This window comes from Spongiactinospora rosea (genome assembly GCF_003315795.1).
Classification (GTDB): domain Bacteria; phylum Actinomycetota; class Actinomycetes; order Streptosporangiales; family Streptosporangiaceae; genus Spongiactinospora; species Spongiactinospora rosea.
Genome location: NZ_QMEY01000003.1, coordinates 83,257 through 104,625 on the forward strand (window position 1 = coordinate 83,257; position 21,369 = coordinate 104,625).

22 protein-coding genes are annotated in these 21,369 nt (G+C 72.0%); 11 read left to right on the forward strand and 11 right to left on the reverse strand.

The features are described 5' to 3' along the window. Positions 1 to 5: 5 nt before the first annotated feature. On the reverse strand, positions 6 to 719 hold the full coding sequence (locus DP939_RS09100; protein WP_113980190.1) for a lytic polysaccharide monooxygenase: 714 nt from the start codon (positions 717 to 719) through the stop codon (positions 6 to 8). A gap of 104 nt (positions 720 to 823) precedes the next feature. Beyond that, positions 824 to 1,351, reverse strand: coding sequence for a GNAT family N-acetyltransferase (locus tag DP939_RS09105; protein WP_113980191.1), 528 nt, complete (start codon positions 1,349 to 1,351; stop codon positions 824 to 826). Positions 1,352 to 1,487: 136 nt separating this feature from the next. Between DP939_RS09105 and DP939_RS09110 the strand changes: the two genes are divergently transcribed. Continuing rightward, entirely contained in the window at positions 1,488 to 2,015 is a 528-nt protein-coding gene (locus DP939_RS09110; protein WP_199565054.1) for a GNAT family N-acetyltransferase, read from the forward strand. Then, a complete protein-coding gene (locus DP939_RS09115; protein ID WP_113980691.1) occupies positions 2,012 to 2,860 on the forward strand; it encodes a phosphotransferase family protein in 849 nt (282 codons plus the stop codon). The genes DP939_RS09110 and DP939_RS09115 overlap by 4 nt, the downstream gene beginning before the upstream one ends. On the opposite strand, the gene DP939_RS09120 is transcribed toward DP939_RS09115, so the two are convergent. Together DP939_RS09120 and DP939_RS09125 are read right to left on the reverse strand one after the other, a co-directional pair. Next, the gene (locus DP939_RS09120; protein WP_113980193.1) at positions 2,851 to 3,048 is read right to left on the reverse strand and encodes a DUF397 domain-containing protein; all 198 of its coding nucleotides are present in this window, start codon (positions 3,046 to 3,048) and stop codon (positions 2,851 to 2,853) included. The two genes, DP939_RS09115 and DP939_RS09120, sit on opposite strands and share 10 nt — an antisense overlap. Positions 3,049 to 3,051: 3 nt before the next feature. Further along, a complete protein-coding gene (locus DP939_RS09125; protein ID WP_113980194.1) occupies positions 3,052 to 3,909 on the reverse strand; it encodes a helix-turn-helix domain-containing protein in 858 nt (285 codons plus the stop codon). A 259-nt stretch (positions 3,910 to 4,168) separates the two neighbouring features. Here DP939_RS09125 and DP939_RS09130 point away from each other — a divergent pair, with 259 nt between their 5' ends. From DP939_RS09130 to DP939_RS09155, 5 genes are all read left to right on the forward strand, one after another. Continuing rightward, the gene (locus DP939_RS09130; protein ID WP_113980195.1) at positions 4,169 to 4,783 is read left to right on the forward strand and encodes an MFS transporter; all 615 of its coding nucleotides are present in this window, start codon (positions 4,169 to 4,171) and stop codon (positions 4,781 to 4,783) included. 118 nt (positions 4,784 to 4,901) lie between these two features. Further along, the gene (locus DP939_RS09135) at positions 4,902 to 5,534 is read left to right on the forward strand and encodes a copper resistance CopC family protein (protein ID WP_158578516.1); all 633 of its coding nucleotides are present in this window, start codon (positions 4,902 to 4,904) and stop codon (positions 5,532 to 5,534) included. Positions 5,535 to 5,662: 128 nt separating this feature from the next. Continuing rightward, entirely contained in the window at positions 5,663 to 6,253 is a 591-nt protein-coding gene (locus tag DP939_RS46085; protein ID WP_158578517.1) for a hypothetical protein, read from the forward strand. Positions 6,254 to 6,480: 227 nt separating this feature from the next. After that, complete coding sequence (locus DP939_RS09150; RefSeq protein ID WP_147267930.1) at positions 6,481 to 7,818, forward strand: family 4 glycosyl hydrolase; 1,338 nt, start codon at positions 6,481 to 6,483, stop codon at positions 7,816 to 7,818. Positions 7,819 to 7,895: 77 nt separating this feature from the next. Continuing rightward, positions 7,896 to 8,471, forward strand: coding sequence for a TetR/AcrR family transcriptional regulator (locus DP939_RS09155; protein WP_113980199.1), 576 nt, complete (start codon positions 7,896 to 7,898; stop codon positions 8,469 to 8,471). An 18-nt stretch (positions 8,472 to 8,489) separates the two neighbouring features. Here the strand turns inward: DP939_RS09155 and DP939_RS09160 are convergent, their stop codons facing one another. Further along, a complete protein-coding gene (locus DP939_RS09160) occupies positions 8,490 to 10,667 on the reverse strand; it encodes an alpha-galactosidase (protein WP_113980200.1) in 2,178 nt (725 codons plus the stop codon). An 86-nt stretch (positions 10,668 to 10,753) separates the two neighbouring features. On the opposite strand from DP939_RS09160, the gene DP939_RS09165 reads away from it, so the two are divergent. Continuing rightward, on the forward strand, positions 10,754 to 11,599 hold the full coding sequence (locus DP939_RS09165) for a hypothetical protein (RefSeq protein WP_113980201.1): 846 nt from the start codon (positions 10,754 to 10,756) through the stop codon (positions 11,597 to 11,599). 82 nt (positions 11,600 to 11,681) lie between these two features. On the opposite strand, the gene DP939_RS09170 is transcribed toward DP939_RS09165, so the two are convergent. Further along, entirely contained in the window at positions 11,682 to 12,950 is a 1,269-nt protein-coding gene (locus DP939_RS09170; RefSeq protein ID WP_199565055.1) for a M14 family metallopeptidase, read from the reverse strand. 185 nt (positions 12,951 to 13,135) lie between these two features. Here DP939_RS09170 and DP939_RS09175 point away from each other — a divergent pair, with 185 nt between their 5' ends. Then, positions 13,136 to 14,149, forward strand: a complete 1,014-nt coding sequence (locus DP939_RS09175; protein ID WP_158578518.1) for a LacI family DNA-binding transcriptional regulator — start codon at positions 13,136 to 13,138, stop codon at positions 14,147 to 14,149. Here the strand turns inward: DP939_RS09175 and DP939_RS09180 are convergent. The 3 genes from DP939_RS09180 to DP939_RS09190 are packed head-to-tail and all read right to left on the reverse strand — an operon-like array spanning position 14,139 to position 16,526. Then, a complete protein-coding gene (locus DP939_RS09180; RefSeq protein ID WP_113980204.1) occupies positions 14,139 to 14,609 on the reverse strand; it encodes a hypothetical protein in 471 nt (156 codons plus the stop codon). The two genes, DP939_RS09175 and DP939_RS09180, sit on opposite strands and share 11 nt — an antisense overlap. Next, on the reverse strand, positions 14,602 to 15,198 hold the full coding sequence (locus tag DP939_RS09185; RefSeq protein WP_113980205.1) for an RNA polymerase sigma factor: 597 nt from the start codon (positions 15,196 to 15,198) through the stop codon (positions 14,602 to 14,604). The genes DP939_RS09180 and DP939_RS09185 overlap by 8 nt, the downstream gene beginning before the upstream one ends. A gap of 41 nt (positions 15,199 to 15,239) precedes the next feature. Next, complete coding sequence (locus DP939_RS09190) at positions 15,240 to 16,526, reverse strand: S8 family peptidase (RefSeq protein WP_113980206.1); 1,287 nt, start codon at positions 16,524 to 16,526, stop codon at positions 15,240 to 15,242. 84 nt (positions 16,527 to 16,610) lie between these two features. Between DP939_RS09190 and DP939_RS09195 the strand changes: the two genes are divergently transcribed. Further along, entirely contained in the window at positions 16,611 to 19,280 is a 2,670-nt protein-coding gene (locus DP939_RS09195) for a CHAT domain-containing protein (RefSeq protein WP_147267931.1), read from the forward strand. Positions 19,281 to 19,445: 165 nt separating this feature from the next. Further along, complete coding sequence (locus DP939_RS09200; RefSeq protein WP_113980208.1) at positions 19,446 to 19,871, forward strand: hypothetical protein; 426 nt, start codon at positions 19,446 to 19,448, stop codon at positions 19,869 to 19,871. Between the two features lie 94 nt (positions 19,872 to 19,965). Here DP939_RS09200 and DP939_RS09205 read toward each other — a convergent pair whose 3' ends face one another. Further along, entirely contained in the window at positions 19,966 to 20,904 is a 939-nt protein-coding gene (locus DP939_RS09205) for a LysR family transcriptional regulator (protein WP_113980209.1), read from the reverse strand. Positions 20,905 to 20,995: 91 nt separating this feature from the next. Beyond that, a complete protein-coding gene (locus tag DP939_RS09210; protein WP_113980210.1) occupies positions 20,996 to 21,358 on the reverse strand; it encodes a hypothetical protein in 363 nt (120 codons plus the stop codon). Positions 21,359 to 21,369: the final 11 nt, after the last annotated feature.

Genomic DNA, 21,369 nt, shown 5'->3' on the forward strand with positions numbered 1-21,369 from the left:
CTGTGTTATACCTGTTGCCAGAGGGAGGGTGCGTTGGGCGGCTCCCAGCCGGTCAGCGCGGTGTGTCCCTGAACGCAGCGGTAGGTCGAGCCACCGTAGGTGACCGTGCTGCCGGGCTGGTAGTTGGTCCCGGCGGCCCAGGTGCCACCAGGGGTGGTCGGCTTGTCGGTGGGCGTCGGGGTCGGCTCGGGCGTCGGCTGGGGGCCGCCGGGGCCGACCTGCAGGTCCACGCAGGCGTAGAAGGCGTTGGAGGTGTCGTAGACGTTCCAGACCGCCAGCAGCTTGATCCGGCCGGTTCTGCCGCCCAGGTTCACATTGTGCGTGAACGTGGCCGGGGCCGTCTTGCCGTTGTCGTTGAACGAGGCGATGCGGGAGCCGCCGATGAAGTACTCCCATGTGCTCGTCCGGTGCTGGGCGGTGATCTTCCAGGTCAGCGAGACGTTGTTGCCGACGGAGGTCGCGGGCCAGGCCCTGCTCTCGTCGTCGAGCTGGCCGAACCGTCCTACGCCGCCACTGCAGCTGCGCTGCCCCTTGGGGCCTTCGACGCTCTGCGGCTCGTAGATGATGGGCCCGCAGTTCGAGACGCGGCCTTGCGCGCACATCGCCTGGCGGCTGGGCGGGTTGGAGATGTAACCGTGCGCCATGGCCGGCTGTGCGATGAAGACCGTCGAGCCGATGGCCATGATCGCCGCGGCCAGTAACGTGATCGCCCTTCGCATGTAGTGCTCCTTTATGGCTGGGGTAAGCTAAACATAAAGGAAAGTTTCCTAACAGTAAATCCCCCGGCAACCGAATTTCCGGGCTTCTGTCAAGATCTCCGCGCTTATCCGGCCGCGTCCGGCCGTTCCCCGCCCGCGTTCCACCTGTAGATGCGCACCGTGCGGTCACCGTGCCAGATCTCGGTGCGGTCCATCTGGAAGCCGAGCCCTTCCGCGATCCGCCACGACGCCGTGTTCCGCTCATTCACCAGGCACCACAGCTCGGTCAGCCCCAGCTCTTGCCTGGCATGCGCGAACACCGCCCGGGCCGCCTCCTTGCCCAGCCCCTGGCCCCAGTACGGCCGGGCGAACCGCCAGCCGATCTCGATCCCGTCCTCCCACGGCGCCAGCCCGCAGTCGCCGACCACCTGGCCGTCCGCCGCGCGCACCACCGTGTAGAGGGTGAACCCCCGCTCGGCCAGGCAGTTGATCTTCTTCTCCTGCTGCCCGCGGATGCGTTCCGCGCTCCAGGTCCCGCCGTCGGCGATGTAGCGCACGGCCTCGGGGTCGGCGAACAGGTCCACGAAGAAGCCCAGATCGCCGGGCTCCGGCGCGCGCAGGATCAGTCGTTCTGTGGACAGTGGCAACGGCATTTCGACATCCTCCTGGTCTCCCCGGCCCCCTGGTACGACACTTGGCCCGGGCGAGCGGGAGAATACGGCAATGCCCGATCAGCGACGAACGATTCGCCCGGATTTTGCCACCAAGCCCACGCTTGACGGCGACCTCGTGACGCTCCGCCCGATCAGCGCGGACGACCTGCCCGCGCTGCTGCCGATGCTCAAGGACCCCGAGGTGGCCCGGCTGACCGGCAGCCACGCGGCGGACTTCGACGACGAGCGGCTGCGGGCATGGTACGCCACGCGCGCCGACCAGGACGACCGGCTGGACCTCGCCGTGGTGGAGCGGGCGACCGGGCGCTGCGTCGGGGAGATCGTGCTCAACCAGTGGGACGAGGGCAACGAGAGCTGCAACTTCCGGGTCGCGTTCGTGCCCGACGCCGTCGGCAGGGGCCTCGGCACCGAGGCGGCACGGCTGATCGTCGGGTACGGCTTCGAGAAGCTGGGCCTGCACCGGATCTGGCTGGAGGTGTACGCGTTCAACCCGCGGGCCCGCCGCAGTTACGAGAAGGTCGGGTTCGTCGCCGAAGGCACGCTGCGCGACGCCCTGCTGTGGGAGGGCGAGCGGGTGGACGCCACGGTGATGTCGATCCTCGCGCCGGAGTGGGCCCGCATCGCGGCCGGGGAGCGGCGGTGACGGATCTCGTCGAACGGCACCGCGCGCTGCTCGGCCGGTTGCTGCCCGGCGACGACCTCGGCGGGCTCGACGTCCGCGAGGGGCAGTTCCATCATGTGGTGATCGGCTCGGCGCGGGTGGTGTGCCTGCCCCGCACCCCGGCCGCGGCGGCACGGCTGCCCGCCCGCGCCGCCGTGCTGCGCACGCTGGCCGGTTTCGGTCTCGGCTTTCGCGTCCCCGTCCCGGTCGCCTCGGACGGGGAACGGTACCTGGTGCTGGACCGGATCCCCGGAGCGCCGCTGCCGGACGGCGAGCCCGCCGGCCCCCGGACGTCCGAGGCGGTGGCCCGGCAGTACGCCGCGCTGCTCGCCGAGTTGGCCAGGGCCGGAGCCGACCAGACCGTGCGCGATGCGCTGCCGCACCAGGAACCGGACCGGTGGCGGAGGTTCGCGGACGATGTGCGCGCCGAGCTGTACCCGCTCATGTCCGCCGCAGGACGAGGCCGCGCGGAACGCGAACTCACGCCGCTCGCCGCCCTGCCCCACATCACCACGGCGGTCGTCCACGGCGACCTCGGCGCGGCGAACGTGCTGTGGGAGACCGCCGGGGGAGCGCCGCGCCTGGCCGGGGTGGTCGACTGGGACGAGGCGGGGCTGGGCGACCCCGCCGAGGACCTGGCCGCCATCGCCGCGAGCCACGGAACCCACCTGCTGGACCGGATCATCGCCCTGACCGGCGGCCCCGCCGCCGCGCTGCTGGCCAGGGCCGATGTCATCCGCGGCACCTTCGCCCTGCAACAGGCGCTTTCGGCGCACCGCGACGGGGACGCCGCCGAACTGGCCGACGGCCTGGCCCGCTACGTCTGAGCGCGCCCCCGCCGGATCGCCCGGACGAAGGCCGCCCACTCGCCCGGGGTGAACAGCAGGCTGGGCCCGCCGGGATCTTTGCTGTCACGGACCGCGACGGCGCCCGGCAGCAGGGCCACCTCCACGCAGTCGTCGCCGGTGCCGGAACTGCGGGTGCTCTTGCGCCAGTGTGCGGTGGTGAGGTCCATTCGTCAGCCCTCCAGGCGATCGACCAGGTTGGAGAGATACGCGATCGAGGCGTCGGCGCTCAGCGCCGAGTCGCTGAGGTGCCGGAACATCAGCCGGAAGCGGTCCAGCTCACCGGTCTCCTCAAGGTAGAGCCCGTCGGCGGGCGTCTCCAGGTAGACGATGCTGCGGTCGGTGGGATCGGGGAAGTCGAGGATCACGAACTGCCCGGCCAGCCCCGCGTGCGGGCCCGCCGACATCGGCAGGACCTGCAGCTTGACGTGGGACAGCGGGCTGGTATCGATCAGCCGCCGCAACTGCCGCTCGTGGACCTGGGGCTGGTGGACCGTGCGCAGCAGGGCGGCCTCGTCGATCACCGCCCACAGCCTGGTCGGGTCGTCCTTCTCCAGGATGCGCTGGCGCTCCATGCGGGCGGCCACCCGCCGCTCGACCTCCGCCGAATCGCGGACGCTGGCCGCCCGGGTGATCGCCCGCGCGTAGTCGGGGGTCTGCAACAGGCCGGGGATGAGGCCGAGCTGGTAGGAGCTGATCGACGCCGCCTCGGCCTCCAGCCCGACGTACGGGCCGCGGAAGACGTCCTTGTAGACCGTCCACCAGGCGGGATGACGCGCCTCGCGGGCGAGCGTGACCAGGCCGTGCACCAGCTCCTCGTCCTCGGCCCCGTAGGCCGCGCACAGGACCCGGATCACATGGACGTCCGGCCGCCTGGTCAGGCCGTTCTCCAGCCGGGAGATCTTCGACGTCGACCATTCGAGCTCGTCCGCGGCCTGCTGGATGGTCATGCCCGCGGCATCGCGCAGCCTGCGCATCTCACGGCCGAGCCGGCGCAGGCGCAGGGTCGGGCTACGATCTCCATCGCTCACGCGGTCTTCCTCTCTTGGGCTGCGCGCCGATGACCGGCGGCACCGGGGGCAAGTGGTGCGGGACCTCACCGATCAAGGGGATCGGCCGGGCTCCGTGAACGCATGATGACTCTGAGTATAGAACTTCGCGCTCTTCGTGACCGATGCGTTGCCCAGACGAGGGGCCCAGGGGAGGAGCGCAGGGAGGGGCGCCGGCCGTACGGCCCGGTGCGGTGGTGCCTGCTGGACCACCACTCGGGGCGGCTGCGAGGATGGCGAGGTGACCTCCTGCCTGTCCTCCACGCGCCTGGCCCGGGCCGCCGTCTTCGCGGTGGTCTGCGTCATGGTCTCGGTGGGCGGGCACGCCTTCGCCGGGGGCGGGCTCGTCGCCCCCGGGATGCTCGCGGCAGGCGCGGCCGGTGCGTTCGCGCTGGCGTGGGTGCTGAGCGGCCGTGAACGCGGGCTCGGCGTCGTGCTCGGCGCGACGACCGCGGCGCAGGTCGTGCTGCACGAGCTGTTCGACCGGACGCCGTACCCCGCCGATCCGCCGCCCGCCCCGCTCATCGTCCCCGGCGAATGGCATCACTACCCCGGCGCCGGGATGACCGCCGCCCATCTCGTGGTCGCCCTGCTCACCGGGTGGTGGCTGTATCGGGGCGAGAGCGCCCTCTGGCTGATGGCGCGGCTGTGGGGGATGCCCGTCCCGCCCGTGCCGGGCCGGTTCGCACTGGCCGTGCCCTGCCCGGAGGCCGGGCCGGTACGACGGGCGGTGCCGTCCGACACGCCCGCTCCGTTCGGCGCCCTGGACGTCGCGGCGCCGATCCACCGGCGCGGCCCTCCGGCGCGCCGCCACGCCGGGCGGACCGTCCCGCTGATCTTCGCGACGCGGGGCTGACGGCCGTCGGCGTGCCCGGATCGCGCCGGGCCGCGGAAGCGTGCGCTGGGCGCGATGTTCGTGCCGTACGTCCGAAAGTGCCCGGAATCCCGGGCCGTCGTCCTAGATGGAGAAAACGATGGCAATCGTGCCGCGTTTCGCGCGCAGCGGCCTCGCGGTGGTGCTCGGCTGCGCGATGTTCTTCGCCCTCACCACCGTCGCCGCCCCCGGCGCGCTGGCCCACGACCGGCTCAAGAGCAGTTCGCCCGCCAAGGACGCCAAGGTGTCGGAGCTGAAGGAGATCGAGCTGGACTTCACCTCCGGCGTCAAGTTCCCCGTGGTCGTCCTGCGCGGGCCGGGGGAGAAGGCGGTGAAGCTCGAAAAGCCGGAGACCGGTGACCAGAAGGTCACCGCCGCCGTGCCCGGGCCGCTGGAGTCCGGCGACTACGTGATCGCCTGGCGGGTGGTCTCGTCGGACGGCCACCCGATCGAGGGCGAGATCCCCTTCGAGCTGACCGCTCCGGCGGAGGATAGCGCCGAGCCCACCAGCGAGCCGACCGCCGAGCCCACCACTCAGCCCTCCGAGCCCACCGAGCCTTCAGGGCCCTCCGAGCCCGCCACCGACCCGGCCTCACCGGTCGCGGCGACCGGCGACGACGCGGGCGGCCAGGGCACGCCCGGCTGGATCTGGTTCGCGGTGGCCGCGGTCGTCGTGGTCGGCGGCGGCGTGTGGCTGGCGATCGGCCGCAAGCGCCCGGACGAGTCCGGGTGATCCGGTAACCCGCCACGCGTGATCGCACCCGATGCGCATCCGACTCCGGAACGTGATGCACGGCCACTTCCCAAGCCTTTGGATACGTGGTCCCATACGTTCCGGGGCGGACGCATTGGGGCGGGGAAATGTCAGATCAGGTGGGCTGGACCGTTTTCATCGGTGTCATTGGATTGATCATCGCCATCATGGCCTGGCTGTTACCTGACCCTTTTCACATTAACGACCGGCCCACCTCGCTCACCGTCACGATGGCGCCTCCAGCGCCCACCGAACCGATGGAGAGCCCGACCGGCGATTCCACGAACGAGCGCACGGACGAGCCCACCGAAGAACCGTCCGAAGAGCCCACGAAGGAACGCTCCGAAGAACCGGCGGAGCAGCCGTCGGAGGATCCCGAACCAGAACCAGAACCGGAGCCGGAACCTGAGCCCGAGCCGGTGACCTCGGCGCGCGCGGCCGGTTTCGCCGGCCAGGTCCAGGTGCTTCCCGGGGCCACTCTGACGGTCTACCGCCATCCCCGGCTCGCCGCGCCCGTCATGGGATACCTCCAGAACGGCTCGGTGATCCAGATTCTGTGCACCGCGCAGGGCGATACCGTGGTGGGCAACAACGGTCAGACCAGCAGCCTGTGGAATGGCATAAACGGCGGTTTCGTACCGGACGTCTTCATCTATACGGGAACGGACCAGGCGACGATGCCCAATTGCCCGCCCTGACGTCTCCCGCGCCCGGCAGGTTTGCCACCCGGTCCCCCGTGGAATCCGATGGGGTGGAGTGAACCTTTTTCAACCGGTCGCCTGGACCAGGTCGAGGGTGCCTCCGCCGAAATCGGACCGGGGCCGGTGTCCTGGCAGGACGCCTGGTCACGCGGACACGGCATCTCGCTTACCGCCTCTGGCCGGGGAATCTGAGGTTGAAAAAGGTTCAGTCTGTGGGGTCGATCATGAAAATCGCACTCATCGGGGCCGGGAGCCGCTGCTTCGGGCCGGCCACACTGCGCGACCTGTTCCTGTCCGAGCCGCTTTCCGCGCTGCCGCTCGAAGTCCGCCTGATGGACCTCGATCCCGCCGCCCTGGAAGGCGCCCTCGGCCACGCCCGCCACCTGAACGACCGGCTCGGCCGCGCCCACCAGGTCGCGGCCACCACCGACCTGGACACCGCGGTCCAGGGCGCGGATTTCGTGATCACCGCGTTCGAGCATCGCCGCGAGCACTACTGGGCGATGGACTTCCACGTGCCGCGGATGTACGGGTTCAAGCAGCCCTACGGCGAGAACGGCGGCGTCGGCGGCATCTTCCACACGCTGCGCAACCTCACGCCGATGATGGAGGTCGCGCGGGCGATCGAGCGGCTGGCCCCCGGCGCGTGGCTGCTCAACTACACCAACCCGGAGAACCGCCTGGTGGAGGCGGTCACCGCGCTGACCGGCGTGAAGGCGGCGGGGCTGTGCCACGGCATCGTCACCGGACGCCGCCAGGTCTGCCGGCTGCTCGGCCTCGCCGATGAGCACCTGGAGGCGTGGGCGGCGGGCATCAACCACTTCACCGTCTTCGAGTCGCTGCGTGACCGCCGTACCGGCGAGGACCTGTACCCGCGGCTGCGCGAGACCGAGGCGCGCGGCGACGAACTCGCCCGCTGGCAGGAACTCGCCCTCGGCCGGATCATCCTGCGCCGCTTCGGCCGCTGGCCCTCGCCCAGCTCCAACCACTACGGGGAGTACCTGGCGTGGGGGCACGACTTCGTGCTCTCCAGCGTCCAGTACTACTACGACCCCGCCCGCGGCCACCCCTGGGAGACGGGCGAGCCGCCGAAGTTCATCTACGAGCTGACCGACCGCCACACCGGCGGCCCCCGGCCCGGTCCCCCGGAAGAACGGCCCGGCGACCTCCGCGATGCCCCGCTCGAACCGTCGATCGAGTTCGGCATCCCCGTCATCGAGGGGCTGACCTGCGAGGAGCGGGTGATCGACGCGGTGAACGTGGTGAACGGCGGAGCCATCCCCAACCTGCCCGCCGACTCGGTGGTGGAGGTCCCGGCCGTGGTCGGCGCGGGCGGCATCCAGCCGCGCCGGATGAGCCCGCTGCCCGAGGCGCTGGCGGCCCTGCTGCGCACCCAGCTCTCCATCCACAAACTGATCATCGAGGCGTACCGGGAGCGGTCGAAGGACGCCCTGCTCCAGGCGGTGCTGCTCGATCCGGTGGTCGACTCCTACCCGCGCGCCGTGGCCATGACCGACCACCTTCTCGACCTGCAGAAGGACGCCCTCCCCCCACTCCGCTAGCCCCGCGCGCGGCCGGGCGGGGCCGTGGCGCGGCTAAGATGAGGATGCCTCCGTCTCGTCCATCGAGGAGCCCCGCGATGAGCCCGCCCGGTCCGCGCCGGATGCGCGCCGACGCCCGCCGCAACTACGAGTCGCTGCTGGCCACGGCGCACGTCATGTTCACCGAGCACGGCACGGACGCCTCCCTGGAGGAGATCGCCCGGCGTTCGGGGCTCGGCATCGGCACCCTCTACCGGCACTTCCCGACCCGCGAGGCGCTGCTCGAAGCGCTGCTGCACGACCGGCTGGAAGGGCTCGCGGCCGAGGCCGGCGAACTCCTCGGCGACCCGTCGCCGCGCGCGGCGATGTGGCGCTGGCTCACCGCCCTCACCGAGCGCGCGTTCATCTACCGCGGCCTGCCCGCATCCGTGATGGCCACCCTGCGCGACGAGACCTCGGAGCTGTACGCCTCCTGCCACCGCATGAACGACGCGGGCGCGGCGCTGATCCGCCGCGCCCAGGACGCGGGGGAGATCCGCGCCGACGTCGCCCCGGCCGACGTCCTGGCCATGGCCGGGGCGATCACCTGGGTCGGCGAGCAGTCCCCGGACGACCCCGAGCGGTGCGCACGGCTGCTCACCCTGCTCGCCGACGGGCTCGCCACCGGCGTCTGAGCCACCGCCGCCCTCCCACTAGCGCCTGCGCACCTCGATCAACATGGCCTGCTGCGGGTCGAGCGTGGGCATCGGCAGGCCCGCGTGCGCCAGCACCGGGCCGGGCACGTCGATCCAGCCGGTGAGCGCGGCGGACACCCACGCGGGCGGCTGCCGGTGCCGCCCGCCGGGCGCGCCGACGTCGGTGCGGATGCGCAGCCGGTAGTCGTGCCCGGGGGACAGACCGGGCAGCGGCACCCGGCCCGACTGGAGTTCGGGGGAGGTGGCGACGCGGGCCCAGCAGTACAGCGCGGCGGCCGACCCGGGGGCGAGCACGCCGTACAGGAACTCCTCGTCGTCGGCCAGGTCGGCGCGCACCACCTCGCCGCTGTGCAGCAGCGGCCGGAACTCCTTGTAGAGCGCCGCCCACGCGCTCACCCGGGTGATCTGGTCGGGTGTCAGCCTGGTGAGGTCGAGTTCGATGCCCGCGTGCCCGAACAGCGAGGTGATCAGCCGGAAGGTGTCGGTGGTGACCCGCCGGGTGCTCGGCGCACGCTCCGCGCCGAAGTGGGCGCCGATGAGTTCGAGGGGCAGGAGCTGGCCCGTCCAGCGCTGGATCATCTGCCGCTCCACCGGGTCGCTGGAGTCGGAGGCCCACACCCGGTCGGTGCGGCGCAGCACGCCGAGGTCGATCCGCCCGCCGCCGCTGGCGCACGACTCGATCTCCAGGCCGGGGTGCAGCGCCCGCAGCCTGTCCATCAGCCGGTACGCCGCCAGCGTCTGGGCCCGCACCCCGGGGCGGTCCCGCCCGCCGCGCTCGCGGCTCACCGCTTCGAGAAGCTCGCGGTTGTGGTCCCATTTGATGTAGTCGATCCGGTATTCGGAGATCAGCTCGTGCATCCGGTTCAGCAGGTACTCCCAGGCGTCCTCGTTCGCGACGTTGAGCACGTACTGCTGGCGCGAGGGCGGCCCGACCCCCGCCGACGGCGCGAGCAGCCATTCCGGGTGCGCGCGGGCGAGGTCGGAGTCGAGGTTGACCATCTCCGGCTCGAACCACAGGCCGAACTGCATGCCCAGCTCACGGACCCGCGCCACCAGCGGGGTCAGCCCCGCGGGCCATACGGTCTCGTCCACGTACCAGTCGCCCAGCCCGGCCGTGTCGTCGCGCCGCCCGCGGAACCAGCCGTCGTCCAGCACCACGCGTTCCACGCCCACCTTGGCGGCCGTCTCGGTCAGCGCGAGCAGGCGGTCGAGGTCGTGGTCGAAGTGGACGGCGTCCCAGGTGTTCAGCAGCAGCGGGCGGGGGGAGACCGGGTGGCGCGGGCGGGCGCGCAGCATCGAGTGGAAGCGCGCGGAAAGCCCGTCGAGCCCGTCCCCGGACCAGGCGAAGTAGCAGGTGGGCGCGTGGTACTCGGCACCAGGCGACAGCCGTACCTCACCCGGGCGCAGCAGTTCGCCGCCGCCGAGCACCGCGCTGTGCGCCCCGGCCCCCTCGGGCAGCCGCTCGGCCAGGTAACGCTGGTCGCCGCTCCAGCCGACGTGCACCGCCCACACCTCGCCGGACCGGAACCCGAACCCCGGCACCCCCGCCACCAGCAGGTACGGGGAGTCGGTGCCCGGCTTGCCGCGGCGGACCTCGCGGACGTGCGCCCCGTGGGTGAGCGCGCGGCGCTGCGGCGAGCGCTCGCGCAGCCACCTGCCGGTGAAGTCGAGCACCTCGGCGGCCCGGCGCGGGATCGGCAGCATCGCCGTCACCCCCGCGAGGTCGTAGTCGGGGCGGGCGGCCCGCGCCTTCAGCTTCGCGGTGACCGCGAGCACGCCGTGCGCGTCGAGCCGGTACACGAGCGTGATGTCGAGGTCGGAGACGTCGTCGTCGAGGACTAGGACCAGCTCACCGCCCCCCTCATCGAGGTCGCGCCGCTCGGCCCTGGCCAGCCGGGGCCGCGGCGTGGTCGCCGCGCCGCCCCGATGCCCCAGGTGGGCGGGGGTGCCCACCCAGCCCTCGGCCTCGGTGGGCCAGACCGAGAACAGCCGCGGCACGTCGAGCGAGTTGATCGGTACGGCGGGGCCGCCGGTCAGCGCGAGCGCGGCGAGCCCTTCCGGCGACAGCTCCCCGAGGTCTTCGCCCCAGTGCAGCACGGTGGGGACCGGTGTGGTCAGATCGACGGCGAATCCGACTCCGGCCGCACGGAGATAGGCGACTTCATCACTTGACATCGGGTCATGCCTCCTTTGACACGCCTGTTGCGGCCATCATCGCGTCCGGTCGTGAGGCCGCACTCGAACGCGGCTTGAGGGGAAGGATGAACGAAACGGGCCCGGCGTACGTGAAGGAGGGCATGGTGGTGTTACGACTGCTCGCGGTCGCGGGCATGGTGTCCGGTCTCGTCGTCGCCGGAGCGGGCACGGCCTGCGCCTGTACGTGCGCGGAGCTTCCCCCGGCGGAGTCGGTACGGCAGTCGGCGGCGGTGTTCACCGCGACCGTGGAGAGCGTCCGGCAGGACAAGCCGGTGATCGACGGCGGACGGGTGACGGCGACGCTGCGGGCCGATCACGTGTACAAGGGCGGGCGGCAGGCCCTGATCAGGGTGTCCACGCCCACGCAGAGCGCGGCGTGTGGATACTCCTTCGAGCGGGGGGCGCGCTACCTGGTGTTCGCCAAGAAGGAGCAGGGGCGGCTGACCACGATGCTGTGCTCGGGCAACCGCCGCGTCCCCGCGGGCACCCGCGCGCTGCGCGCCGGTGACGGCACGGGCATGGACAAGATCTCCAAGAAGCTGATCAAGGCGCTCGGCGACCCGGGGCCGCTGATCTCCGCCAAGAAGTCCAAGCCCCGCCCGGACCGGAAGGCCGAGGCCACGCCGGACCCCTCCACGGTGCCCTCGCCTGTGCCCTCGCCTGTGCCCTCGCCTGTGCCCTCGCCTGTGCCCTCGCCTGTGCCCTCGCCTGTGCCCTCGCCTGTGCCCTCGCCTGTGCCCTCGCCTGGGTCCGACGGCTCGCCGCCGGCTTCCGGCATGGAGCCCCGGGCGCACAGCGAACCCGCGCCCGCCGGGCCCGCTCCGGGTGTGATCGCCGCCGCGGCGGGTGGTTCGGCGCTGGCCCTCGGCGGGGCCGCCGCCTTCCTGACCTCCCGCAGGCGAAGGCACTGAGCCGCCCGGAGGCCGCCGTCCCCGAGGGGTACGGCGGCCGTTGGGCCGCTCTCACGGACAGGGGCTCACGCCGGATGCCCGCTCAGCAGTACTGCGACTGCTTGCCGATGATCCGGTACACGCAGTCGCCGTACTCCAGGAAGCGCAGCACCGCCTCCCGGTTGCGGGTGGTCTGCGGCACGATCGCCTCGTCCGGCGGGTAGAAGCCGGGGCTCGCCGAGCGCGGGTACATCTCGAACGTGTAGCTGAAGATCTTGTAGACGCCCCACATCCAGTCGTTGATCGTCCCGTCGGTGATGTACAGGTCGCTGGACTGCTCGGGGGTGTAGCCGTTGGTCGCGGCCATGTTGCGGCCCAGGGTGGCGTGCGCGTTCTGGTCGTCCACGGTCAGCCCGGGGGCGGTGTCGGCGTAGGTGTAGCCGTACGGCCACAGCACCAGCTCACTGTAGGTGTGCCAGTCGAGGTGCGCCTTGATCTGCTGCTTGCCGCCGATCACCCTGCTGCGGACCCAGTCGGCGGTGGCCTTGACCTCGCGGGCCGACTCGGGGCCGGTGCCGCGGTAGGTCTCGCTGGACGGCGTCGGCGAGGAGCCGCCGCAGCAGCCCCACCGGTAGTTCCAGTTGCGGTTCATGTCGGTGCCCACCGCACTGCCGGCCGGCTGCCGGTTCTTGCGCCAGGAGCGGTAGGTGCCGGAGGCGATGTCGTACTCGCCGCCGTCGGGGTTGAGGTCGGGCAGGATCCAGATCTCGCGGGAGTCGACCAGGCCCCTGATCCGGGCGTCCGTGGCGTAGTTGTCGGCGAGCAGGTGCATCTGGTACAGCGCCATCTCGACGGTCAGGTGCTCGCGGGCGTGCTGGTGGGCGGTGAACAGGATCTCCGGCTCGGCCTCGTCGGTGCCGACGTTGTCGCTGATCTTGACGCCGACGAGCTGCCTGCCCTGGTACGACGAGCCGTAGGTGAACTTGCTCACCAGGCCGGGGTGGGCCGCGACGATGGCGTTGATCTCGGTGTTCATCTCCGCGTAGTTGTGGTAGCCGGAGTCCGACGGCGGGAAGTCAGCGACCCCGGCGGCGGACGGGGATGGAGGGCGGGGCACCTCCACGACCCGGTAGCCGAGTCTCCTGATCGCCGATACCTCGGCCTCGGTCGCGGTGACCAGTACGGACTTGTCGGTGACCTCCTCGATCGCGGCTCCGGTGGCCGCGACCGCGCTGCGCTGTTGCGCGTCGGCGGGCCCCTGAACCCGGTACTGCTTGTTACGAGGTGGTTCGGCGGTGGCCCCGGCCACGGTGCCGCCGGTCAGGCAGAGCACTCCGAGGACGGCCAGTAGGAACATTAATCGGTGTTTCACCAGTTCCTCCACGAGCGTGAGGTTGGGGGGTGTTACTCACGCCTGCAACTGAGAGTGGAGAACGACTGTGAACCGCAACAGGCCCAATTTCCGCGCCTTGTGAATCGTGAATGCAGCGGTATAACGTTCTACTTCAGCGGAAAAACGTTATACCGAATTTTCCTCTATATGGAGGGCTGGTACGGGTGCGCAGGCCGCCGGGGCTGGCCGCCGTGGCCGAGCGGGCGGGGGTGTCGGTCTCGCTGGTGTCCAGGATTCTCACCGGCGATCCCGGGCTGCGGGTGCGGGAGACCACCCGGCAGCGGGTGCTCAGGGCCGCCGCCGACCTCGCGTACGTCCCGCACGTCTCCGGCCGTGCGCTGCGGCTGGCCGAAGCCGGGGCGATCGGGCTGGTCGTGCGGGATGTGGGGAACCCCGTCCACGCCGAGATCATCCACGGCGCGCGGCTCGCCACCGCCGCCCGCGGGCAGGCGCTGCTGCTTGCCGCCGCACCCGGCCCGGCCGCGATCGACCGGCTGATCGGGGAGGGGCGGGTCGACGGGCTGCTGTGGCTGGGCTGCGGCCTCGACGACGACCTTGCCGTACGGGCCGCCGCGCACCTGCCCACGCTGCTGGCCGGCGACCGGCCGCGGGCGGGGGTGCCCGGTGTCCGGCTCGCGGACGAGCGGGCCGTGGCGTCCGCCGTCGCGCACCTGGCCGCGCTCGGCCACCGCGACATCGGTTTCATAGGCGGTGACGCGGCCGCCGACGTCTCGGTACGCCGCCTGGCGGGCTTCGTCGCCGCGCTGCGCGAGCGCGGCCTGCCGGTACGCGAGGAGTGGATCGCCACCGGCGGATGGGACGCGGCGGACGGCCGCGCGGCGATGGACGCGCTGCTCGCGCGGCCCGCCCGCCCCACCGCGGTCGTGGTCGCCGACGTCGTCATGTGCCTGGGCGCGCTGGCCGCCGCGCGGGAGCGGGGGGTGGCGGTGCCCGCCGAGCTGTCCGTGGTCGCCGTCCACGACGCGTGGTTCGCCGCGCACGCCGCCCCGCCGCTGACGGTCGTACGCCTGCCGCTGCGCGACCTGGGCGGCAGAGCGGCGGAGTTGATCATGAGCGGTGACCTGGACGGCCCGCCCGGCGGTCACCTCATCGACGGCCCGCCCGAGCTGGTGCGGCGCGGCTCCACGGCCGCCCCCGCCCCGCCGGTCACAGGGTGATCCAGCCGGTGGAGACCGCGATGCCGGCCGAGGTACGGCAGTGCAGCCGGAACCGCTCGGCCGGTTTGGCGTCGATGGCGAAGAACCCCACCTCGTCGATGGTGGTCTCGCACACCGCGCCCGACTCGGCGCGCAGGTGGATCCGCCCCGGCTGGGGCGGGACGAGCTGCCCGATCAGGGTGTCCTCGTTCACCTCGATCTCGATCGTCAGCTCCCTGGACACGAACGTCAGCGCCCGCAGGGACGCCGAGTCGGCGGCCCTGGTCAGCGCAAGGGCGCTCTCGTCACCGAACTCCGAGTCGTAGGCCAGCTCGGCGAGCTCGGCCAGCTCGGCATCGATGTTGCGCCACGCGAAGGCCGTCCTGGCCGCCTCGACGAAGTCGCGCGGCACGCTGTCCACGGCCTTCAACGCCGCGCCGAGCCGGGCCAGTAGCTCTTCGTCGCTCCACTGCTCAGACATGGCGCTCACCTCTGGACGGCTCGGTCTCGGACTCCATCAAAGCGGCCAGTGCGGGGTCGCTGCGGAGTTTGGCCAGGCAACGCGCCCGGGTCGGGCCGACGCTGCCGATCGGGATGTTCAGGCGCGCGCTGATCTCCTGGTAGGGCAGGTCGTCCAGCAGGAGCGCGAGCATCCGGCGGCATCTCGGCGACAGCGTCATGAACGCCGCGTGGAGGACGGCGTTGCGCTCCGCCGCCTCCACCTCCTCCTCGATCAGTCCGGCCCGTTCGTCGGCGGTCATGTCGAAGCCCAGAGGATCTTCGGCGGTCTCGCCGTGGTGCCTGGACCGCAGCAGCCGGGAGCACTCGCGTTTGGCGGTGATCGCCAGCCAGGAGCCGAGCTTACCGGGGTCGCGTAGTTCGCCCAGGTGCTCGACCGCGGCCATCCACACCTGCTGGGCCACGTCGTCGGTGTCGCGCCGGTCCAGCCGGTACTGGCGGCAGATCGACCAGACCATCGACGCGTACCGTTCGACGAGATCGTTCCACGCGCCCTGGTCGCCCATGCTCGCCCGGGTGACCAGTGCGGAGACCGCCAGGTCCGTCGGCATCGCGCCTCCCTTGCCTCGATCCGCCGCCGTCTCCCTCGCGTTCAGCCGCGGGCCAGGTGGATGCGCGCGGCCTCCTTGGCGCTCACGCCCCGCTCCTGGGCGATGGCGGCGATGGCCCCGCCCACATGGGCCGTGGCGAAGGAGGTGCCGTCCCACTCGGCGTATCCGCGGCCGAAGTCGGTGATCTCCCCGGTCCGCTCGACGGTGCCCGAATCGTAATTCATCCTCACCATTTCCACATCACCTGGCAGGAACAGGCCACGCCGGTTGGTGCCCGGGGCCCAGGAGTCGGTCCAGGGGGCCTCTTCCTGACTCGGTGAGAAGAACGCCCGGCCGCCCTCCTCGTTGAGCGCGCCGACGCCGATCACGGTGGGGCTGGCCGCCGGCCACATCGGGACGGTCGGGTCCAGGGGGGAACGGGCGATCTCCTCGCCCATGAAGGCGCCGCTCCACCAGTCGTCGGGCCGCCCGTGGTTGCCGATCGCGGCGACCTTCACCACGCCGGGGGTGCGCTCGCAGGCGCGGGCCAGGACCAGCGGCTCCTCGCCGTCGGCGGTAGGGCCGCCGAGCGCCATCACCAGAACGTCCAGCTCGTCGGTCTGGGCCTGGACCATCTCCTTGGCCAGCGTCCAGGAGGTGGTGGTGAGGGTCTTGGGGTCGAGCACCGGCCTGATCACGATCTCCGCGTCCGGCGCCTGCTCGGCGGCAAGCGAGCACACCAGCAGGCAGTGCCCGCCGAAGGACACCCAGTCGGGCGCGCGCGGCAGCAGCCCGTCGTGCGCGGCCAGGTAGCGCCCGGCCAGCTCCTCGTGCGCGAACAGCGGCGTGTCGATCACGCCCACCCTGACCGGCGGCCGGTCCGCGTCCACCCGCGCGGGCAGCGCGAACGACTCCCCGCTCTTGAGCGGCCGGGGGTTGCCGGTGTTGCCGCCGCTGTACGGAGAGCCCTCGGGGTTTTCGTAGAAGCGCTCCTTGGCGACCGTTGGATGCCAGCCTGAGTGAGTGCCCGCGTATTTCCGGCGGATATAGAAGAGCAGCAGGTCAAGATGGGTCAGTGCTTCGTCGGACGCGTAGGTGCCCTCGCCCGCCTTCTTGGCCAGGCCGATCAGTTCGGTCCGGTCGGGGAGACTCTCCATGGCCGCTTCGAGGCCGTCGAGCTGGCGCAGCGCCAGCCCCAGCGGCTCGCTCTCGTCCCGATCGACGGTGTGCACATGGAGATCCGCCAATTCCTTGTCCAGCAGGCTCTCGTCCTTCAGATCCACCACTACGCGAGTCGCGTGGAACGCCTCGGTCTCGCGGCGGACTATGCCGTTGAGCTGCATGGCCATCCTCTCTGCCCCTCCTGATGGACCAACCGTCGTCATCCACAGAGGCGGGATGTCTCCCGATTGATACATCACAGGCAAAAGATCTTGCGAAAGACTTCGATGGTGGACACGAGCCCTTCCGACGCAGGCGCCGAGTTGCTGCGGCTGGCCGAAGCCGACCCGGCCCGTCTGACGATCATCGCAGGCGAGGCCGTCGAGCGGGCGCGCGCCCGGGGGGACTTCGTCCTTGCCTCGGTGGCGGCGCGCGCGCTCGGGGTGGCCGGGGTCCACCTGGACGACCTTGACGTGGCCGAACGGCGGCTGCGGGCGGCGATCAAGCTGGCCGTACGGGCGGGGTCGGCCGAGCTGGCGGCGGAGGCGCGAGTCAGGCTCGCGTTCGTCTGGTGCCTGCGCGGGCGCATCCCGTACGCGATGCGGGAGATCGACCGGGCGCTGCCCGCCCTCTCACGGGTCGGCAGGGCCCGCGCCGAGGCCCAGCGCGGGGTGATCTACAACCACCTCAAGCGGCCGGAGGAGGCCCTGGGCAGGTACCGCGTGGCGGTGCCGGTGCTGCGCAGGGCGGGCGACCGGCTGTGGCTGCAACGGGTGCTGTCCAACCGCGGCGTCGTGCACGGCTACCGGCAGGAGTTCGCCGCCGCCGAGGCCGACCTGCGCGAGGCCGAGGCGCTGTGCCAGGAACTCGACCTGGACCTGTCGGCGGCGATCGTGCAACTGAACATCGGCTGGGTCAACGCCATGCGCGGCGAGGTCCCCGCCGCGCTGCGCCACCTGGACTCGGCCGAACGGCGGTTCCGCGCGCTGGACACCCACCAGGTCTGCTGGATCCTGGTCGATCGCAGCGAGCTGCTGCTGTCGGCGGGGCTGATCGCCGAGGCCAGGGAGGCGGCCGACGAGGCGGTGGCGGAGTTCCAGCGCAGGCGGCGCGGGATCGGCCTGCCCGAGGCCCGGCTGCTGCTGGCCCGGGTCGCCTTCCTGGAGGACGACCACGCCAGCGCGGTACGCGAGGCCGGGCAGGCGGCCGTGGAGTTCGGCAGGCAGCGCAGGTCCCGGTGGGCGGCGCTGGCCCGGTTCGTGATGCTGCGCTCCCGGGTGGCGGGCGGCGTGGCCCCTGCGGTGACCGTCGGGCAGATGGAGCGCTGCGCTGCCGACCTCGCCGCGGCCGGCTGGGCGGGGTCGGTGACCGAGGCGCGGATGCTCGCCGGTCAGCTCGCCCTGCGTCACGGCTGGGCCGAGCGCGGCGGCCGGGAGCTGGCCGAGGCGGGCCGGGGCCGCAACCGCGGCCCGGCGATCCTGCGGGTCCGCGCCTGGCACGCCGAGGCGCTGTCGCGGCTGGCCCGCGGCGACCGCAGGGGCGCGGCGGTCGCCATCGGCACGGCGCTGCGCGTCCATGACGACCACCGGGCCACCCTGGGCGCCACCGACCTGCGCGCGCACGCCTCACGCTACCGGGTGGAGGTCGCCGACCTCGGGCTGCGGATGGCCCTGGAGAGCGGCGACGCGGCCCGCGTGCTCACCTGGGCCGAACGGGGCCGGGCCAGGCATCTGCTGCAGAAACCGCCGCGCCCGCCGGACGACCCCTACCTGGCCGACTCCCTGGCCCAGCTCCGCGCGCTGTCGGGGGAGATCCACGAGCGCCGGGCCCAGGACGCGCCCGTCGGGCGGCTGGTCCACCGGCAGGTGGCGCTGGAACGGGAGATCCGCGACTACTGCCGCAGGCAGGCGGGCGGCTCACCGGCGGCCACGGCCGTGGTGTCGGCCCGGGAGGTGGCCGGGGCGCTGGCCGGGCGCGCGCTCGTGGAGTTCATCCAGCTCGACGACGCGCTGCACGCGGTCACGGTGGTGGACGAGCGGGTACGCCTGCACCGGCTGGGCCCGTACCGGCCGATCAGGTCGCTGGCCGAGCGGGTGCCGTTCGCGCTGCGCCGCCTGGCCCGCCACCACCAGGTGCCGGGCAGCAGGCCCGCCGCGGCGGCGATGCTCCGCGACGCCGCGGCCCGGCTCGACACCGCGCTGCTGCGCCCGCTGGCCGCCGAGGTCGGCGACCGGCCGCTGGTGCTGATCCCCAGCGGGTCGCTGCAGGCGCTGCCCTGGTCGGTGCTGCCGTCGTGCGCGGGCCGTACGGTGAGCCTCGCGCCGTCGGCGACCCTGTGGCACGCGGCGGGCCGTGCCCCGGCCGGGGAGGGGCCCATCCTGGCGGCCTCCGGCCCCGGGCTGCCGGGGGCGCGCGCCGAGGCCGAGGGCGTGGCGTCGATCCACTCCGTGCCCGCCATGGTGGACGGCGCGGCCACCGCCGAGTCGGTGCTCACCGCCCTGGACGGCGCGCGGCTGGCCCACCTGGCCGCGCACGGGCGGCTGCACGGCACCAACCCGCTGTTCTCCTCGCTGCGCCTGGCCGACGGCCCGCTCACCATCTACGACCTGGAACGGCTGCGCCGCGCGCCGCAGATGGTGGTGCTGGCCGCGTGCGACAGCGGGCGGTTCGTGGTCCGCGCGGGCGACGAGCTGCTCGGGCTCAGCGCGACGTTCATGGCGCTCGGCGCCCGCGTGATCATCGCCCCGGTGCTGTCGATCCTGGACATCGAGACGACCACCCTGATGATCGCCATGCACAAGCTGCTCGCCGCCGGGCACTCGGCCGCCGCCGCGCTGGCCCAGGCGCAGGCGCAGATCGCCGGAGAGGACTTCGAGTCGTCCGCGGCGGCCGCCGGGTTCGTCTGCATGGGAGCGGATTTCGCGCTGACCGCCGCGGGTTGATCCGCGTCCGGAGGTATCAAATCGGTTGTCGGCGTCTCTGTTCAGGTGCATGGGAGCGGATTTCGCGCTGACCGCCGCGGGTTGATCCGCGTCCGGAGGTATCAAATCGGTTGTCGGCGTCTCTGTTCAGGTGTGGAGGCAGCGCTTCGCATCGGAAGGCACGACATGAACCCCAGGAATGCGCGGATCTCTCAGATCCACACCACCCAGAAGGGTGGCCGGATTCCCGACACGACGCCGAACGCTCCGGAGGTGGCCGGGGAGATGCCCGCGGCCAGCTTCGACCTCGTCGTGGAGATCGAGGCGGGCAGGCAGACGATGACCGGGGGACCGTACACGCTCACCGTGTCGGCGATCGACGACAGCACAGGCGGCGGCGCGCCCGCACTGGACCCGCAGATCCCGCCGCAGCGCTTCGGCGCCCCGCCCTTCCAGCGCGCCGGCGACGCGTTCTCGCTCGTGCAGATTTTCAACATCCCGGTGCCCGCCATGGGCGTGCGCGGCCATCTCTTCCACTACACCGCCGTGTTGCACAACGCGGACTTCCAGATCGTGTCGATGCAGACCACCGAGCGGTTCCTGCTCATCTGACACCAGCGGCCCGACCCACGCGTGGATACCGAAACAGGGGCCGGTATCCACGCCCTGAAGGACCGCCCGCGGCCGGAAGAAGGGGCCCGGGCGGTCACCGCTCCGGCGAATCGGCGTGCGTTCCGGCGCTCGTCGCGCTCCACGATCCCGCCTTCGCCAGCAGATGCGAATGCACGGCGGAGAGCACCACATTGGCCCGCGCCCCGGTGCGGGTCGCCAGATAGAGGGTGTTCAGCGGCCGGGCGTCCGGCTCGTGCAGCGGCCGGATCTCCCCCCGCGAAAGCTCGCCCGCGCACAGGTAGGACGGCACCACCGAGATCCCGCCGCCCGCCTTGACGGTGGCCAGTACGGCCCGCAGGTCGGGCACCACCACCTGCGCGCCGCACGACGGCTGCTCGGCGAAGACGTCCTGCCAGTAGCGGCGCACGATGGGCAGGGTGTCGGCGTAGGCGATGATCGGAATCCCCTTGAGCGCCGCCGGGCCATCGCTCGCCACCTGCTCGGGCGGCACCCGGTCCGCCTGCTCGGCCGACCCCACGAGCACGAACTCCTCCTCCATCAGCGGCGTCTCGACGATCCCGTGCCGCCGGGGTTGCGTCGTCGCGACCACGAGGTCGTGCTGACCGGCGGAAAGGTCGTCCAGCAGGTCGCCGGTCGGTCCGAAGCCCACCCGTAATCGCAGCCCGTCGTGGATCAGCCCGGCCAGCGCGGGCAGCACCAGCGTCGAGAGCAGGTCGGCGGGCCCGGCCAGCGAGAGGGTGCGTTCGGTGAGGTCCAGTGGGTCCTGCCGGCGTAGCACCGCCGCCTCCAGCGCGTCGATGTGCGCGCCGGTCTCCTCGGCCAGTTCTTCCGCCGCCTCGGTCGGGATCGCGCCGCGCGAGGTCCGCAAAAAGAGCAACTGGCCGATCTCCTTTTCCAGATTACGTATCTGACAGGTAACGGTCGGCTGTGAGATCGCCAGTAGTCCCGCCGCCTTGGTGAAGGACCCCGTCCGGTACACCGCGAGAAACGACCGGAGCAAAGTCAGTTCCACGGATTGTGCTCCTCCTGCTCGGTAAGGCCCCTCCGTTCACCGAACTATGACACGCATCATGGAACGAGTGAATATCAAACCGGTCCGCGTATTACGGGCGCATTCCGCGCCTTCCATGGAAAGGGGCCGGGCGGAGTGCGGCTCGCCCGGCCCCGGCCTTGTCCGCCCGAACTGCGGGAAGTTCACGTACCTGATTCGCGAACCACCAGGTCATCACGAACCTGACCGTCGTGCTCGCGCCCGGTCCGAGCGTGAAGGGCACCGACAGCCCGGCGTTCCAGGTACGCCCTGCGGAACTCGGCCCGCTCGCCTGGTGATCGGCGAGCCCGGGGACGTACCGGGCGCGCCCCGCGTCGCCATGCTGCGCCCAGGAGCGCAGGAAGGCGAAGAACTCGCCGGGCTCGGCCCACTGCGGCAGCGCCACGGCGGCGGGGGAGTCGGCCGGCAGCGTCATCTGCCCGGCCC